The organism is Pseudomonas sp. GW823-FHT03E05 (genome assembly GCF_058796855.1).
Window position 1 is genome coordinate 1,382,220 of sequence record NZ_JBXAJB010000001.1, and the last position, 17,228, is coordinate 1,399,447.

General features: G+C 64.8%; 13 protein-coding genes. 3 read left to right on the top strand and 10 right to left on the bottom strand.

What is annotated here, in order from left to right:
- Positions 1-49: 49 nt before the first annotated feature.
- The 10 genes from AC1RCO_RS06065 to AC1RCO_RS06110 form a co-directional block, all read right to left on the bottom strand.
- Entirely contained in the window at positions 50-1,753 is a 1,704-nt protein-coding gene (locus tag AC1RCO_RS06065; protein ID WP_015635569.1) for a long-chain-fatty-acid--CoA ligase, read from the bottom strand.
- Between the two features lie 19 nt (positions 1,754-1,772).
- Positions 1,773-3,071, bottom strand: a complete 1,299-nt coding sequence (locus tag AC1RCO_RS06070; protein WP_011061231.1) for an acetyl-CoA C-acetyltransferase — start codon at positions 3,069-3,071, stop codon at positions 1,773-1,775.
- Positions 3,071-3,961, bottom strand: coding sequence for a MaoC family dehydratase (locus AC1RCO_RS06075; protein WP_492617511.1), 891 nt, complete (start codon positions 3,959-3,961; stop codon positions 3,071-3,073). The genes AC1RCO_RS06070 and AC1RCO_RS06075 overlap by 1 nt, the downstream gene beginning before the upstream one ends.
- A 3-nt stretch (positions 3,962-3,964) precedes the next feature.
- Entirely contained in the window at positions 3,965-5,317 is a 1,353-nt protein-coding gene (locus AC1RCO_RS06080) for a 3-oxoacyl-ACP reductase (RefSeq protein WP_103290234.1), read from the bottom strand.
- 30 nt (positions 5,318-5,347) lie between these two features.
- Entirely contained in the window at positions 5,348-7,897 is a 2,550-nt protein-coding gene (locus AC1RCO_RS06085; RefSeq protein WP_492617512.1) for an acyl-CoA dehydrogenase, read from the bottom strand.
- Positions 7,898-8,175: 278 nt separating this feature from the next.
- The gene (locus AC1RCO_RS06090; protein ID WP_011061227.1) at positions 8,176-9,624 is read right to left on the bottom strand and encodes an outer membrane protein transport protein; all 1,449 of its coding nucleotides are present in this window, start codon (positions 9,622-9,624) and stop codon (positions 8,176-8,178) included.
- A gap of 122 nt (positions 9,625-9,746) precedes the next feature.
- Positions 9,747-10,253, bottom strand: a complete 507-nt coding sequence (praB, locus tag AC1RCO_RS06095) for an alkane oxidation protein activator PraB (RefSeq protein WP_011061226.1) — start codon at positions 10,251-10,253, stop codon at positions 9,747-9,749.
- A 132-nt stretch (positions 10,254-10,385) separates the two neighbouring features.
- Positions 10,386-10,877: an alkane oxidation protein activator PraA gene (praA, locus tag AC1RCO_RS06100; RefSeq protein WP_015635562.1), complete on the bottom strand. Its 492-nt coding sequence runs from the start codon at positions 10,875-10,877 to the stop codon at positions 10,386-10,388.
- 141 nt (positions 10,878-11,018) lie between these two features.
- Entirely contained in the window at positions 11,019-12,311 is a 1,293-nt protein-coding gene (locus AC1RCO_RS06105; RefSeq protein WP_011061224.1) for an alkane 1-monooxygenase, read from the bottom strand.
- Positions 12,312-12,606: 295 nt separating this feature from the next.
- The gene (locus AC1RCO_RS06110) at positions 12,607-13,602 is read right to left on the bottom strand and encodes an alpha/beta fold hydrolase (RefSeq protein ID WP_492617513.1); all 996 of its coding nucleotides are present in this window, start codon (positions 13,600-13,602) and stop codon (positions 12,607-12,609) included.
- 269 nt (positions 13,603-13,871) lie between these two features.
- Between AC1RCO_RS06110 and AC1RCO_RS06115 the strand changes: the two genes are divergently transcribed.
- The 3 genes from AC1RCO_RS06115 to AC1RCO_RS06125 are packed head-to-tail and all read left to right on the top strand — an operon-like array spanning position 13,872 to position 17,205.
- On the top strand, positions 13,872-15,440 hold the full coding sequence (locus tag AC1RCO_RS06115; RefSeq protein ID WP_492617514.1) for a flavin-containing monooxygenase: 1,569 nt from the start codon (positions 13,872-13,874) through the stop codon (positions 15,438-15,440).
- Positions 15,427-16,326: an SDR family NAD(P)-dependent oxidoreductase gene (locus AC1RCO_RS06120; RefSeq protein ID WP_011061221.1), complete on the top strand. Its 900-nt coding sequence runs from the start codon at positions 15,427-15,429 to the stop codon at positions 16,324-16,326. The genes AC1RCO_RS06115 and AC1RCO_RS06120 overlap by 14 nt, the downstream gene beginning before the upstream one ends.
- Before the next feature lie 39 nt (positions 16,327-16,365).
- A complete protein-coding gene (locus AC1RCO_RS06125) occupies positions 16,366-17,205 on the top strand; it encodes a metal-dependent hydrolase (RefSeq protein ID WP_169891661.1) in 840 nt (279 codons plus the stop codon).
- Positions 17,206-17,228 lie beyond the last annotated feature (23 nt).

Genomic DNA, 17,228 nt, shown 5'->3' on the forward strand with positions numbered 1-17,228 from the left:
ACGGCGCAAGGCCCAGGGGTCTCTTCGCCGGCAAGCCGGTTCCTGCAGGTCAGCGCAGGGCGCGGCGCAGGACTTTGCCCACGGTGGTCTTGGGCAGCTCTTGGGTACGGAACTCTACATAGCGCGGCACTTTGTAGCCGGTGAGGTATTCCCGGCAGTGGGCCAGCAACTGGTCCTGGGTCAGCGCCGGGTCCTTGCGCACGACGAAGATCTTCACTTTCTCGCCGGTCACATCATCCTCGACGCCAATCGCCGCCACTTCCGCCACCCCCGGGTGCAGGGCCACCACATCCTCGATCTCGTTGGGGTACACGTTGAAACCGGAGACCAGGATCATGTCCTTCTTGCGGTCCACCAGGCGAATGAAGCCCTGCTCGTTCATCACCCCGACATCCCCGGTGGACAGCCAGCCGTGACGATCCAGAACCTTGGCGGTTTCCTCCGGGCGCTGCCAGTAGCCCTTCATCACCTGCGGCCCGCGTACCTGCAGCTCGCCCTCCTCGCCCAGCTCGGCCAGTTGGCCGTCCTCGCGCACGAAGCGCACCCAGGTCGAAGGCAGCGGTACGCCGATGGTCCCGGTGAAATCGCCTTCGCGCATGCGCGCAATGTCGATCGGGCTGATGCTCACCACCGGCGAGCACTCGGTCAGGCCGTAGCCTTCGATGATCGGCACCCCGGTGACTTCCTTCCAGCGCCGGGCCACCGAGGTGTGGGTGGCCATGCCGCCCGCAATCGCCAGCTTCAGGTCGGAGAAATCCCGACCGCGAAACTCTTCGTTTTCCAGCAGGCCGTTGAACAGGGTGTTGACCCCGACGATGCCGCTGAACTTTTCCTTGCGCAGGATCATCTGCACCCGCTTCACGTCCCGCGGATTGGCGATCAGGATGTTGCGCCCGCCCAGGCACATGAACATCAGGCAGTTCACCGTCAGCGACAGCACGTGGTACAGCGGCAACAGGGTGACGTTGGTTTCCTGCTGGTTCTCGTCCAGCTGGTCACCGACCCAGGCCTTGGCCTGCATCAGGTTGGCGAGGATGTTGCGGTGCGTGAGCATGGCGCCCTTGGCATCGCCGGTGGTGCCGCCGGTGTATTGCAGGAAGGCGATGTCATCCTGCTTGAGTTCCACCGGGCGGTGCTCCAGCACGCTGGCCAGCTTCATCATCGCCGGAAAGCGGATGGCCCCGGGCAGGTTGAATTTCGGCACCTGCTTTTGCACATGGCGCAAGGCGAAGTTCAGGGCTGCGCCCTTGAAGGTGCCCAGCAGGTCACCGATGGCGGCCACCACGATGTTCTTCAATTGGCTGCCCGGCATCGCCTGTTCCAGGGTGTGGGCGAAATTCTCGAAGATCACCACGGTCTCGGCGCCGCTGTCCTTGAGCAGGTGCCGCAGTTCGTGAGCCGTGTACAGCGGGTTGACGTTGACCACCACGGCCCCCACCAGCAGGGTGCCGAACAGGCAGATCGGGTACTGCAGGCAGTTGGGCATCATCAACGCCACCCGGTCGCCCTTCTTCACCCCCTTGGACTGCAACCAGGCGGCGAAAGCGAATACCCGCTTCTCCCACAGGTCGTAGCCCATCTCGGTGCCGATGCTCACATAGGCCACCCGTTGGCGATACTTGTCCACGTGTTCGAGGAACACTTCCCGCAGCGACGGGTAACGGTCGATCTCGGCTTCGATATCGCTGGGCACTCCCGGCAGGTAAGCGTTCAGCCAGATACGCTCGACGGGTTGCAGGCTCACGACACTCATTGGCAGTCTCCTTGTTATTTTATTTTTCGACGATGGCGGTTACGCCCAGCCCGCCTGCTGCACAGATGGAAATCAGCCCGCGGCCGCCGCCGCGCTCATGGATCGCCTTGGCCAGGGTCGCCAGTTGCCGCCCACCGGTGGCGGCGAACGGATGCCCGCAGCCCAGGGAGCCGCCGTTGACGTTGAGCTTGCTGCGCTCGATGCTGCCCAGAGGTCCGTCGAGGCCGAGCTTGTCCCGGCAGTAATCAGCGTCCTCCCAGGCCTTGAGGGTGCACAGCACCTGGGCGGCAAAGGCTTCGTGGATCTCGTAGAAGTCGAAATCCTCCAGGCTCAGGCCCTCCCGGGCGAGCATGCGCGGCACGGCATAGGCCGGGGCCATCAGCAGCCCTTCACTGCCGTCGACAAAGTTCACCGCGGCGGTTTCCCCGGTACGCAGGTAGGCCAGCACCGGCAGGTTGTTGGCCGCCGCCCAGTCTTCGCTGGCCAGCAGCACCACCGAGGCGCCATCGGTGAGCGGGGTCGAGTTGCCGGCAGTCAGGGTGCCGTTGTGGCGGTCGTAGGCCGGGCCCAGGCCGGCGAGCTTCTCCAGGCTGGCGTCGGCCCGCAGGTTGTTATCGCGTTTCAGGCCGCGGTACGGGGTGATCAGGTCATCGAAGAAGCCGCGCTGGTAGGCCGCATTCAACTGGTGGTGGCTGGTGAGGGCCAGTTCATCCTGGGCCAGGCGCTTGATCTGCCAGCGCTTGGCCATTTCTTCGCAGTGCTCGCCCATGGACAGCCCGGTGCGCGGCTCGCCGTTGCGTGGCAGCAACGGCTTGAAGAACATCCCCGGGCGCACCTTGAGCAGGCTGCGCAGCTTGTTGCCGGTGCCCTTGGCGCGATTGGCCTGGAGCAAGGTGCGGCGCAGGCCTTCGTTAATGCCGATGGGCGCGTCGGAGGTGGTGTCGGCGCCCCCGGCGATGCCCACTTCGATCTGCCCCAGGGCGATCTTGTTGGCCACCAGCAGCGCCGCCTCAAGCCCGGTGCCGCAGGCCTGCTGCAGGTCATAGGCCGGGGTCTGCGGCGACAGGGTGGTGGACAAGAGACTTTCCCGGGCCAGGTTGAAATCCCGCGAATGCTTGATCACCGCCCCCGCGGCGAACTCCCCCAGGCGCTGGCCCGACAGGCCGTAGCGATCCACCAGGCCCTGCAACGCCGCCACCAGCAGGTCCTGGTTGCTGTCATTGGCATATACCGTGTTGGAACGGGCGAACGGAATCCGGTTACCGCCCAGGATCGCCACCCGGCGGACCGGCGCCGGATTGAAACTGTACTCAGCCATCAACGAGCTCCCCAGATAAATAGACCGCGCATGTGGGGCTTGTCCCCCGCGTTGTTGCGCACTTCGAACTCATGGCGCGGGCCGTCCGGCAGGCGATTCCACAGGGTCACCGCCGCCGGCAGGAAGATCGGCAGCTTGAACTCGCAGTCCAGCTGGGCTGCCGCCAGAGGATGGGGCGGTTGCTGGGCCGCCAGGGCCCGGCCCAGGGTCCACATGCCGTGGGCAATGGGCCGGCGGAAGCCGAACAGCCGGGCGCCCAGCCATGAGGTATGGATCGGGTTGAAGTCGCCGCTGACCTGGGCAAAGCGGCGGCCCAGATCGCCCCCCAGGCTCCAGCGCTGAGTGCGCACCAGGGCCTGCTCATCCCATTGCAACATGCCCTCCCAGGGCTCGCCGATGGGCCCGGCTACACCGCGGCGCAGGTACAGGCTGTCGCTTTCCCAGACCAGGCTGCCACCGCTGTGGGCACGGGTGGCAATCGACAGGGCCTGGCCCTTGGGATGGGCCAGCCAGCGCTCGGCGAACACTTCCAGGCGCAGGGCCTGGCCCTCCTCCAGTTTCTGGTACTGACGGATACGGTTAGCCAGGTGGACCATGCCGCTGGCCGGATAGGGAAACGTCGGGCGGGTCAGCAGCAACAGGTGCAGCGGGAACGCCAGGGTGTGGGGAAACGCCAGCGGGACGCCGTGTTCCCGGCGAAAGCCGCAGGCCTGGGCGTAGCGGGCTATTTCGTCGGCCTTGAGCTCTACCGCCGGGCGCACCAGGCGCTCCGTCGGCAGTTGGGGCGCCGCTTCCGGCTTGGGCTTGCGCAGGCTGCGGATGCCGTCGTAAAGCAGCTGCCCCCGGGAGGGCGGCGGCTCGATGATGCGAATTGCGGTATCAGCATTCATGGCTCAGGCCCCCAGCAGGCTTTGCCCGCAGACGCGGACCACCTGTCCATTGATGCCGCCGGAGGCCGGATGGGCCAGCCAGGCGATGGTTTGCGCCACATCCACGGCCTGCCCGCCCTGGTTCATGGAGTTCATGCGCCGCCCGGCCTCGCGGATCATCAGCGGGATCTTCGCGGTCATCTGGGTTTCGATAAAACCCGGGGCCACGCCATTGACGGTGATCTGCTGGCGCGCCGCCAAAGGGGCGAGGTTCTGCACCAGGCCGATGACCCCGGCCTTGGAGGTGGCGTAGTTGCTCTGCCCGAGGTTGCCGGCGATCCCGGAAATCGACGAGACGCAGACGATGCGCCCGCCGGGATTCAGGCCCTGGCCTTCCAGCAGCGCCTGGCTGAGCAGCAGCGGCGCTTCCAGGTTGACCGCCATGACCTTGCGCCACGCTGCCTCGGTCATCTTCGCCAGGGTCTTGTCCTGGGTGATGCCGGCGTTGTGCACCACGATATCGAAGGCGCCGTGCTCGCCGACGAACTCCAGCAGACGTTGCCCGGCGTTGGCCGCGGTGATGTCCAGGGCCAGGGCGCTGCCCTTGATCCCGGCAGCCGCCTGCTGCAGCTCGGCCTCGCTCTGGGGAATGTCCAGGCACACCACCTGGGCGCCCTCCCGGGCCAGGACCTTGGCAATGGCCAGGCCGATGCCGCGGCAGGCCCCGGTGACCAGTGCCCGGCGCCCGCCCAGGGGCTGTTGCCAATCGATGTGCCGGGGCACTTCCACCGGCTCGCCGATGCGCACCACCTGCCCCGATACATAGGCCGAGCGGCGCGACAGGAAGAACCGCAGGCTGCTGTCCAGCTCGGCTTCGGCGCCGGGCTCGACGTACAGCAACTGCACCGTGATGGCCCGACGCAGCTCCTTGCCCAGGGAACGCACGAAGCCTTCCAGGGCCCGTTGCGCCACCGCCTGGGCCAGTTCCTTGCAGTGCTCCGGCGGCGTACCCAGCACCAGCACCCGGCCGTGGGCAGTCAGGCGCCGCACATTGGCGTGGAAGAAGCGGTACAGCTCGTCCAGCTGGGCGATGTCGGCCACCCCACTGGCATCGAACACCAGGCCCTGGACCTTCACCGTGGAAGGCGCGGTGATGCTTGCGGCCTGGGCCGCCACGGTGTCGGTGGCGGCGAAGATCCGTTGCAGCTCGCCCAGCAGGCGCCCCTCGGGCGCTGCGGCGAGGACCACCGGGTTGAGCAGGTTGCCGCCCTGCCCCTCGCGGTGCCGTTGCAGCGGCACCGGTTGCGGCAGGCCGGTGCGCTGAGCCAGCCAGCGGCCCCAGCCGGAATTGACGAACGAAAGATAACCGTCAGACATAAAGAGATCCCGATCCAATCCTGTAGAGGGTCAATAGGCCGAATCGCTGGCGGCCACCGCGTCTTCGCTGCTGGCCGCGCGTTTGCGCGAGGCCGGCTTGGCGCTTTGCTCGAAGTGCGCCTGACGCTGTTGCAGGGCTTCGAGCAGACCGAAGTCCTGGGGGAAATCGTCGACCTGGATCGCGTGGTCGCCGTATTCCACATAGCGCCCCAGCAGCTCGTCCTCGTCCGGGCTGATCAGCTGCAGCTCCAGGGCCTTGACCCGCCAGATCACGAAGGCCTCGCGGGAGATCGGCAACGGCGCCAGGCTGCCCTGCTTGATCGCCGGTTTGAGCCGCGCCTCTATCAGGTCCACCTGTGGCTGCAGGCGGAATGCCAGTTCGCCATAGGCCAGCTTGTCGATGTCCGGCTGCGGGATGTAGGAGTCGGCCAGCAGGCGGTCGCGGGTCGGGCCCGGGGTCTGCACCAGTTCGGCGACTTGCGCCAGCAGGCGGTCCGACGGCTTGCGCTGGGGAATGCCCAGGGGAAAGCTCAGGCCACGGATGATCCGCGCGGCAGCCTTGGAAGGATAGTTGTCCAGCACTTCGGCCAGGGCTTCATGGGCCCGCAGCAGGCAGTCCTGGGCGGCCCAGTGCACCAGCGGCAGGTCGGCCTGCGGCCGGCCATCGTCCTCGAAGCGCTTCAACACGCAGGACAGGATGTACAGCTGGGACAGAATGTCCCCCAGGCGCCCGGTGATGCTTTCCTTGCGCTTGAGGGCACCGCCCAGCACGCCCATGGAAATGTCCGAGGCCAGGGCCAGCACCACCGACAGACGCTGGATCTGCCGGTAATAGGCGGCCAGGGCCTTGTCGGTGTTGCCCGGGGCCTTGATCAGGCGCCCGCCAGTGACCGCGTGCACCGCAGCGCGCACGGTGTTGGCGAAGACGAAGCTGATATGGCCGAACATCGCGCTGTCGAACGCTTCCAGGCCCTTGCGCCCGGTATCCCGGGCCGCTTCCATCTCGCGAAAGACATAGGGGTGGCAACGGATCAGCCCCTGGCCGTAGATGATCAGGCAGCGGGTCATGATGTTCGCGCCTTCCACGGTGATGGCGATCGGGCTTTGCTGGTAGGCCCGGGCCAGGAAGTTGTTGGGCCCCATGCAGATGCCCTTGCCGGCAACGATGTCCATGCCGTCATTGACCATGGCCCGGGCGCGCTCGGTGACGTGGTACTTGGCGATGGCCGAGATCACCGAGGGCTTCTCGCCGGCATCCAGGGACGCCACCGAGACCTTGCGCACCGCGTCGCAGGCATACAGGTGCCCGGCCATGCGGGCCAGGGGCGCCTGCACCCCTTCGAACTTGCCGATGGGCAGGCCGAACTGCTTGCGCATCGCCGCGTAGGCGGTGGTGCCGCGCACCGCCACCTTGCCCAGGCCGACGTTGGCCGACGGCAAGGAAATGGCGCGCCCGGCGGCCAGGCATTCCATCAGCATGCGCCAGCCGTTGCCCACCTGGTCACCACCGCCGATCACCCATTCCAGGGGGATGAACACATCCTTGCCGGTGGTGGGGCCATTCTGGAACACCGCGTTCAGCGGCCAGTGGCGACGCCCGGTATTGACCCCTGGATGGGTGGTGGGAATCAGCGCGCAGGTAATTCCCAGGCTGCCCTTGCTGCCCAGCAGGCCGTCCGGGTCCTCGGCGCGAAACGCCAGGCCGAGCACCGTGGCGATCGGGCCCAGGGTGATGTAGCGCTTGTCCCAGGTAACCCGGAAGCCCAGCACTTCCTGGCCCTCGAACTGACCCTTGCAGACCACGCCGGTATCGGGAATGGCCCCGGCGTCGGAGCCGGCGTACGGGCTGGTCAGGGCGAAGCAGGGAATGTCTTCGCCCCGGGCCAGGCGCGGCAGGTAGTGCTGGCGCTGGGCCTCGGTGCCGTAGTGCAGCAGCAGTTCGGCCGGGCCCAGCGAGTTGGGCACCATCACCGAGATCGCCGCCGCCGAGCAGCGGGTGGAGAGCTTCATCACCACTTGGGAGTGAGCGTAATGGGAGAAGCCTTTGCCGCCGTACTGCTTGGGAATGATCATCCCCAGGAAGCCGGCGTCCTTGGTGTATTGCCAGGCCTTGGGCGAGAGGTCCTGCCAGACCTGGGTGGTTTCCCAGTCGTTGGCCATGTCGCACAGGGTTTCCACTTCGTTGTCCATGAACGCCTGCTCTTCGGCGCTCAGGCTGGCCGGCGCGGCGCCTATCAGGCGCGACCAGTCGGGCTTGCCGCTGAACAGCTCGGCATCCCACCAGACCGTGCCGGATTCGATGGCCGCGCGCTCGGTGTCGGACATGGCCGGCATGATCTTGCGGAACATGACCAGGGCACGACGGGTGAGCAAGGCCCGACGCAGCGGCTTGACGCTCAGCAGCGCAGCCGGCAGCACCACCAGCAGCGCCGCGAGGCTGATGCCCAGCGAGCCCACCAGGCCCAACCAGTGCCCTGCCCCCAGCCAGACCAGGGCCGAGCCCAGCCACCAGGATGCCGGGGCCTGCCGATAGGCCAGTGCGAACGCAGCGGCGAGTCCCACCAATAACCAGACAATCATGGAATACCTCTCTTGTTCTATGCAGACGACCACTTGGAGCCTGGGCGTTGTGCCGGCCCCTCGAAGATCACCCTACAAAGGAAATTGCCGCGTTTCAAATTTTATTTTTAAATATTGTTTTGAGTGATTTCACCAACGCACAACGGCCGAACGATGTCAGCCAGGGCTTGGGGAAATGGCAGGTCAAGACGGGTCCTGAGGTGACCCGTCCCGCCGACGGCAGTAGCACAATCCCTTTGTACTGCCGTTATCTCGAGGCGTGGGTAAAGCCTTTACCTTCAGAAGTGATAGGTCGCGGAGAGACTCACCACCTCGCCCTTGGCGTCGACCTTGCCATCCAGGCGCGAGGCACCGAGACGGTCCACGTTCTGGGTCTTGATCTTGGCTTCCTTGACGAATTGCCGGGAATAGGCGCCGTCGATGGTCAGGCCGGGGATCGCCCTGATGTCATAGCCGAAGCCCAGGGAAGTGAACCAGCGATCGTTGTCGGGAATCCGCGGGTCACGTGTGCTGTTACGGGTTGGTGTCTGGTCGTACGCCACACCGGCCCGCAGGGTCAGCTGGTCGGTGAAGCGGTAGTCGCCACCCAGGGAATACATCATGGTGTCTTTGTACTTGTACGGGATGGAGACCAGGGTATTGCCATCGGACTTCAGGGTCAGGTCCTTGAACGACGACCATTGGGTCCACAGCATGCTGGCACCCAGGGTGAAGCGGTCATCGAACACGTGCACCCAGTCCAGCCCGGCGGAGGCTGGAATGTCCAGCTGGGCACTGGCGTTGGCGCCATCCGGGTTCAGCTTCAGGCCGGGATAGGCCAGTTCCACCAGGCTTTCACCATTGGGCCCGGCCGGTTGGGTCATGTACTGGCGGCCTACCGCGTCGGCACGCACGTTGTACTTGCCGTCCATCTTGTTCTTGATCTTGGCGTGGTAGTTCAGGCCCAGGGTGTCGCGGTCGGTGGGTTTCCAGACCACGCCGGTGAACCAGCCTACCGAGGTATTGTCCACCTTGACCCGCATCAGGTTCGCCCCGACGCCGGATGGCAGCGGGATCCCGCCCAGGCCGGGAGATACCGCCGCGGCACCGGTCAGGTTGAGGTTCTGGCTGACGAAGCCCTTGCTGTGCTGGACGATGACCCCGGCACCCAGGGAGAAGTCGTCATTGACCTTGAACGACAGCGAGCCGGTCAGGCCCACGGTCTCGATCTTGGTATCCACCGAAAAGTCGCGGATCTTTGAATTGTCGTTATCCCAGGTGCTGCGCATGCCCATGGGCACGACCTGGCTCAGGCCGAAGGCAAACTGATCGTTGATCGGCATTACCATGAAGCCGGTCGGCAACCAGGCGGTGAAGCCGCCCTGGCCACCATTGCCCTCCAGGGGCACCGGACCGCTGGTGGGGACGCCGGATGCATCCACCGGCAAGGTGGTGGCCGGGTTCCCTTGATAATCGTAGGCATCGCCTTTGTATTTCATCTTGATGCGGGCGTAGTCGACCGTCATCTGTGCCACGTTCTGATCGATAAACGCCATGGCCGCCGGGTTGTTGTAAGCCGCACTGGGGTCGTTCTTGAACAACGAACCACCACCGAAGGCCCGGCCCCATCCGGGAGCGCCGTAGGTAGGCGTGGTGAAGCCGCCTGCCTGAACAGTGCCGATCGCACCAAAGCCCCCCAACAGGGCGAGTGCCACCGCGATCTGCAACTGTTGTTTCTTATTATTCATGCCCCACTCCTTATTATTATCGATAGCAACCGACACTACAGGGCCCTCCTGATCTGCAGATCACCGCCTCTTGCGAGGCGGTGTCCTTCAGCGGGTGATCAGCCCTTGGTTCCAGATAACGCTTAAATCACGCTGACCTGTGGCGACGGCTTGGCGTTCAGCACATCCACGGAGCAGCCACCGCTCAGGGTCTGAGGCGTGCTCAGGCTCAGCGAGTGAGTCACGTTGCTCCAGGCCACGTTGATGGTGGTCGGACCGCAGTTGGTGGCAGGGAAGAAGGAAATGGTGTAACCCACGTTGGTCACGGTACCTGCGGTGGTGCTGGAGGCACTCAGGGTCCATGGCAAGCCAGTGATCTTCGGCAGGTTGCACAGCGCGTTGCTGCCGCTGACGGTGGCGCCGGTGATGCTGGCCACGCCGCCGGCGATGTTGCCGCTGAAGTTGATGTTGCAGGTCACGGGCTGGTTGAACGAGGACGGCGAGCGCACGGTGATGGTGCCGCCAGGGGTAGTGAACGGACCATCCGGGTTCGCACCATCAATGGCGATGGATGCAGCGCTGGCCATGGAAGCAGCTCCCAAGCAGGCAACGATGGCGGTGGCGGACACGAGAGTTTTGATGCCTTTCATTGTTGTTTTTCCTCACATGTATGGCGATTCATTTCGCCGGGGTAATGGCCTTGAGCGAGACGACACGGAGAACAGCGACCGAGCTTCCCTTTCCAGCCAAATCTTCAATTCGATAAAGGTGTGACGTGCGCGTCAGGGTGCAACCCGGAACGTGGGTGGCATCTGGATCGATACGGTCTTGATGGTGCAGCCACCGTCGAGGCTGACCTGGGCCGCTTCGAGTTTTCCGGTGCTGTTGTTCCAACTGCCTTCGGCGGTGGACGGCCCGCAGTCGCCGCCCACCAGGGGCGCGTGCACGGTGACCTGGATACCCGACATGGCGCCGCTGGTTTCGTCCTTGGCGATCAGCTTCCAGGGCAGGTGCGTGGCTTCCACCTGGCCGCACTTGAGGCCGCCGCTGAAGTCGACTTTCTCGACGCTGGCGAAGCTGCCGTCGGGGCTGACCTTGCCGCTGACCTGGATGGTGCAGTCGGCATTGATGATGCTCTTGGCAAAGCTGATGGGGCCCTTGGCGGTGAACTCGGTATTGGCCGGTTCAATGCGCGCAGCTTCGGCGGCGCCCATCAGGGAGATCCCCACCAGGACCACGAACAACTGGGCAGTGAATAGCGGTGAAATGGACATCCGTGACTTCCTTACAGTTGCTTATTGTTGTTGTCGGTCAACTTGCTTAAGGACTGCCTACTGCGTTGCTCACCCTTCAAGCGGGCACATCACAGGCGAACACGACCGGTTCACCAGCACTTGAAGGGGTGAGCGGTACAACTAAAGAGCGGTGTCTGAATCGGTGTTGCTGAAGCCGTAGCGCTTGAGCAGCTCGTCACGCTTGGCCGGGTGCATGTTGGCCAGGCGTACATCACCCGAGTAGTGCGCCAGCACCCGGTGGTCCATCAGGCGCCGCCAGAGGGCCGGCACATAGGCCCAGACGATCATGGTGGCGTAGCCATAGGGCAGCTGTGGCGACTCGTCGAAGTGACGCAAGGCCTGATACGCACGGGTCGGGTTGGCGTGGTGGTCGGAGTGGCGCTGCAACTGGAACAGGAAGATGTTGGTGACGATCCGGTTGCTGTTCCAGGAGTGGCGCGGCGAGCAGCGTTCATAGCGGCCGTTGGGCTGTTTCTGGCGCAGCAGACCGTAGTGCTCGACGTAGTTGACCACCTCCAGCAGAGAGAAGCCGTAGATCCCCTGGATCACCAGGAAGGGAATCACCGCCGCCCCCAGCCAGGCGATCAGCACGCCCCACAGCACCACGCTGTACAACCAGGCGCTGAGCACGCCGTTCTTCCAGTGCAGGGTCGGCAGGCCGAGTTTTTCCAGGCGCTGGCTTTCCAGATGCCAGGCCGAACTCAGGCTGAACCACACGGTGCGCGGCAGGAAACTCCAGAAGGATTCGCCCAGGCGCGAACTGGCCGGGTCCTCCGGGGTGGCCACCCGCACATGGTGGCCGCGGTTGTGCTCGACGAAGAAGTGCCCATAGAAGGTCGAAGCCAGGGCCAGCTTGGCCAGGAACTTGGCCATCCCGCGGTTCTTGTGCCCCAGCTCATGAGCGATGTTGATGGCAATGCCGGTGGCCGCGCCGGTGGACATCGCCATGCCCAGGTAGGTGAACCAGCCGATACTGCCGTGCAGTTGCGCACGCTCGGTGAGGAAGGCGGCGAAGCTCGCCAGGCTGCCTTGCAGGTGCAGTTGTTCACTCAGTTGCAGCAGGCCGCCGGCGATGATCCAGTCCACCCCGCTGATGGCCATCCAGGCGGTCACCACCAAAGACAGTACCGAGAGCACGGCACAGCTGTAGACGATAAAGCGGTAGTAGGGTTGTTTTTCCAGATCGGGAACGGCGGATTCAGGCGGGTTGCTGGCATCTTCCCCCATCAGGCCGTCAATCAGCGGGATCAGGCCGAAGATCACCAGGACCCCGCTCCACCAGAACACTTGCACCCCGGTGGTGAGGGCAAAGATCCCCGACAGCAGAGGGGTGATCATGGGCAAGGTGCCCAGCCACCACAGGTGACGCTTGCTATCGGTCCAGACGCCGGGTGCCGCCACGGAAACAGTCATGGCAGCCTCCGCAGGATGGCAGTCGAAACAGGTGCTATAAAGGACAGCGCGGCTGCGCTGTGCCGAGCGTGAAGGGATGAAAAAACAAAAGCGTGAAATGGCGTTATTTTCATTATTTTTAATCGCTCAATTGCACTTTCAAAAAAAACATTCAAAACATTTTTTTAAAAAAATAGCTCGGGTTCGTTAGCTCGTCAACTATTTTTTCGGCTTGTTTCGAATGTCGCCCGTGAAGCATTTACAGCTGCTGTCGACGCCGCGGCAGGGGCGCTCGAAACCGCCCCCCACCACGCCCTCAACTTGCTCTTGAAGCCGCGAACGGCGGGTGCAGGATGGTTGCGCTGCGTTGTGGCGCAGCCTGGGAAGCGACGTGCTGGACCATGGCCACCACCCGCTCGACTGCGCTGATGGGCAACATGTGGCCCCGGCCCTGGACGATCTCCAGGGACAGCCCCGGCACCTTGCCGACCATTGACTCACCGTGCCGGCGGTAACTGAGCACCGGGTCCGCCGAGCCATAGATCAGCCCTACCGGCAGCTTCAGGCTGGGGTAATGCTTGACCATGCCCGGCAGCGAACGGTTGACCACGGCGATTTCGCTGGAGGCGTTGTAGAAGCTGTCCGAACGCATCCCCAGCAACCCGCCGCCACGCTCGGCGAAATCTTCGGGCACCGGGTCCGGGGCGAACACCGACTTGACCAGGCCACGGCGCCCGAGCATGGCCATGGGCGCCGCCAGGGTCAGGGACATCCAGCGCCGCAGGAAAGCCGGGCGCACTGCCAGGGACAGGAACACCAGCGGCAACATGCGCTGCGGATGGGTCAAGGGGGCCACCAGGATCAGTCCGGACACCGATTGCCGATGGTCCAGGGCCAGGGACAGCGCCACCGCACCGCCCAGGGAATGCCCCAGCACCAGCGGCTGGCCCAGGTCCAGGGTACGAATGAACCTGGCCACCAGGCCGGCCTGGGCCGGTAGGTCTGCCGCGGCGCCCCGGGCCCGGGTGGAATAGCCCGAACCAGGACGATCGATGGTGATCACCCGGAAGCGTTCGCGCAGTTGCGGGGCCAGGGAGTGGGTCAGGTTGCGCCCGCAGCCGGTCAGGCCATGGATCATCAATAGCGCCGGGCCCCTGCCCTCATCGGTGTAGTGAATGCGCTCGCCACCGACCTCGAGAAAGCGTCCGTTGATCGGAACCTGGCTTTCAATCCGGCGGTTGATACGAAAACTCACCACCCAGAGCACCGCACTGACCGCCAGGAATACCGCTGCCGCTACCAGCCACTCCATAACCCGCCCCCCTCAGCTTCCCTGCGCCGTTCGCCCGTGATCGGAATGACCTGGCGGTGTGGCGTGTCGCCCTGGCCTGGTGCCGCCTGTGACGCCTCACCCATGGCCTGGATGAGCCCCGCAAAATCCACAGGCGACCAGCGCAGGTGACATTTTCAGGTAATTTATTTAAATTAATTTTTAAAACATTATTTTAAATTGTGCAATCCTGAGTTTTCACCCACTGACGAAAGTCACCCAGCAGCATCATTACAATCGAGGTACACACCATGAATGCGTACTCGCCACCCAACGACCCCGAGGTCGTTGACATCGCCATCATCGGCGCCGGCTTCGCCGGGCTGTGCATGGCGATCAAGCTCAAGCAAGGGGGGATAGAGGATTTCTTCGTCGCCGAACACGCCGCGTCCCTGGGGGGCACCTGGCGCGACAATCACTACCCCGGCTGCGCCTGCGACGTGCAATCCCACGTTTATTCCTTCTCTTTTGCGCCCAACCCGAACTGGACCCGGCAGTTCGCGCCCCAGCCGGAAATCCGCGAATACCTGGAAAACTGCGCCCGGGATTTCGCCCTGGCGCCCTACCTGCACTTCAACATGGGCCTGCAACAGGCGGTCTTCGATGAAGCCCGGGAGCGCTGGCACCTGCGCTTCAGCAATGGTCGGGAAGTCAGTGCGCGGGTACTGATCTCCGGCATGGGTGGCCTGTCGCGCCCGGCGATCCCGGACATCCCCGGGCTCGACACCTTCACCGGCAAGCGGTTTCACTCCCAGCAGTGGGATCACCGCTACGCCCTGCAAGGCAAGCGGGTGGCGGTGATCGGCACCGGCGCCAGCGCCATCCAGTTCGTGCCGAAAATCGCCCCGCGGGTGGCTCAGCTCAAGCTGTTCCAGCGCACCCCGCCGTGGATCATGCCCAAGCCCGACCGCGAGCTCAGCGCGGTGGAACGCTGGGCCTTCAAGCACCTGCCCTTCACCCAGCGGCTGGTGCGCTCGGCGCTGTACTGGGCCCTGGAAAGCCGGGTAATCGCCTTCGCCCGCCGGCCCAGACTGATGAAGGTGGTGCAGCGCGTGGCCCTGCGCCATCTGCGCAAACAGGTGCCCGACCCGGTGCTGCGCCAGCGCCTGACCCCGGACTACACCATCGGCTGCAAGCGCATCCTGATCTCCAACGACTACTACCCGGCCCTGACCCGGGGCAACGTGCGGCTGATCACTGATGACATCCAGCGCATCGACGGCGACGCGGTGATCACTGCAGACGGCAGCCGCCACCCCGTGGACTGCATCATCTTCGGCACCGGTTTCCAGGCCACCGACCCGATCCCCCGGGGCCTGCTGTTCGGCCGCCATGGCCAGGACCTGATGGACAGCTGGGCCCGGGGCGCCCACGCCTACCTGGGCACCTGCCTGCCGGGCTTCCCGAATTTCTTCATGATCGTCGGCCCCAACACCGGCCTGGGGCACAACTCGATGATCCTGATGATCGAGGCCCAGGTGGACTACATCCTCAAGGCCCTGGGCCAGATGCAGCGCGAACGTATCGCCAGCATCGAAGTCCGGCCCCAGGTCGAAAGCCTGTACAACCAGCGCCTGCAGCAGCGCCTGGCCGGGGCCATCTGGTCCACTGGCGGCTGCCGCAGCTGGTACCTGGACCCGCGCAGCGGGCAGAACACCACCCTCTGGCCGGGCTCCACCTGGAGCTTCAAGAAGACCTTGCAGCACTTCGAGCTGCAGGACTACCAGGCCAGCCACCTGCCCCACACCCAGCCCGCCGCCGCACCGGCCGCCGCGCGCCCCCTGCACCTTGAAGAGGCCGCTCTCAATGAAAAACTTTAACGGTAAAGTCGCCGCCATCACCGGTGCCGCCTCCGGCATGGGCCGCGCCCTGGCCGTCGCCCTGGCCCGTGAGGGCTGTCACCTGGCCCTGGCCGACAAGAACCCCCAGGGCCTGGCACAGACCGTGGCCCAGGCCCGGGCCGCGACCCTGTTGCCGCTGCGCATCAGCAGCCAGGAACTGGACGTCGGCGACCGCGAGGCGATGTTCGCCTGGGCCGCCGCCAGCGCCGCCGAACACGGCCAGATCAACCTGATCTTCAACAACGCCGGGGTGGCGCTGTCGAGCACCGTGGAAGGTTCGAGCCTGGCGGACCTGGAGTGGATAGTGGACGTCAACTTCTGGGGCGTGGTCCACGGCACCCAGGCCTTCCTGCCCTACCTCAGGCAATCCGGCGACGGTCACATCATCAACACCTCCAGCGTCTTCGGGCTGTTCTCCCAGCCCGGCATGAGCGGCTACAACGCCACCAAGTTCGCCGTGCGCGGCTTTACCGAATCCCTGCGCCAGGAGCTGGACCTGCAAGGCCACGGGGTCTCCGCCACCTGCGTGCACCCGGGGGGCATCCGCACGGATATCGCCCGCACCAGCCGCATCAGCGACAACGTCAAGGGTTTCCTGATCGACAACGAACAGCAGGCCCGGGACGACTTCGAAAAACTCTTCATCACCTCCGCCGAAACCGCCGCCAAGGTGATCCTGCTGGGGGTGCGCAAGAACAAGCGCCGGGTGCTGATCGGCCGCGACGCGCACTTGCTCGACCTGTTCATCCGCTTGCTGCCCAGTGCCTACCAGGCCCTGGTGGTATGGGCCAGCCGGCGCATGGCGCCCAAGCCGGGCAAGACGCGGCCGGCGGTCTACGAGCCCCAGGACGAACGCGGCCTGTAGTGCCGCCCACCCTTTTTCATGTCTAGAGGAGCGACAGCCATGCTGCCCATCCGCCGCGACATCAAGGTCGAACTGCCTGCCGAACGCGCCTGCGACTGGCACGAGCAAGGCAGCCACGTGACCCACTTCTTCAATGCGTTGTCCCTGCTGTTTCCTTCCGGCGAGCTGTTCTTCATGGACAGCGTGCGCCACTACCGCGAACAGATTCACGACCCCGAGCTCAAGCGCCAGATCCAGGGTTTCATCGGCCAGGAAGCCATGCACAGCCGCGAGCACCTGCGCTACAACGACCTGCTGCAGGACGCCGGGCTGCCGGCCCATCTGCTGGACCGGCGGTTGCGCTTCTTCCTCGATTTCCAGAAGAAGCACTTCCCGCCGGCCTTCAACCTCGCGATCACCGTAGCCCTGGAACACTACACGGCAATCCTCGCCGACCTGCTGCTGCGCGACCCCAGCCGCTTCGGCAATTCGGTGGCGGGCTACCGGCAGATGTGGCTGTGGCACGCCCTGGAGGAAACCGAGCACAAGGCCGTGTCCTACGACGTCTGGAACAGCGTGATCAAGCCCGGGCCCAAGCGTTACCTGATCCGCACCGCGAGCATGCTGTTCACCACCCTGGGCTTCTGGCTGGTGGTGTTCGACTTCCATGTGCGCATGCTGATCGCCGACCGCCGTCGCGGCGGCCACTGGCGCGGGTTGTGGCAGGTGGTCAAGTACCTCTACGGCCCCAAGGGGGTGTTCCCGCGGATCGCCCTGCCCTGGCTGCAGTTCTTCAAGCCGGGCTTTCACCCCTGGGACCACGACAACCGCGAGCAACTGCAACGCATCGACGGCCTGGTGCAGGACATCGAACGCACCCGCGCCGCCGCGGCCAAGTGACAAATGCCGGCACGGCGCAACAG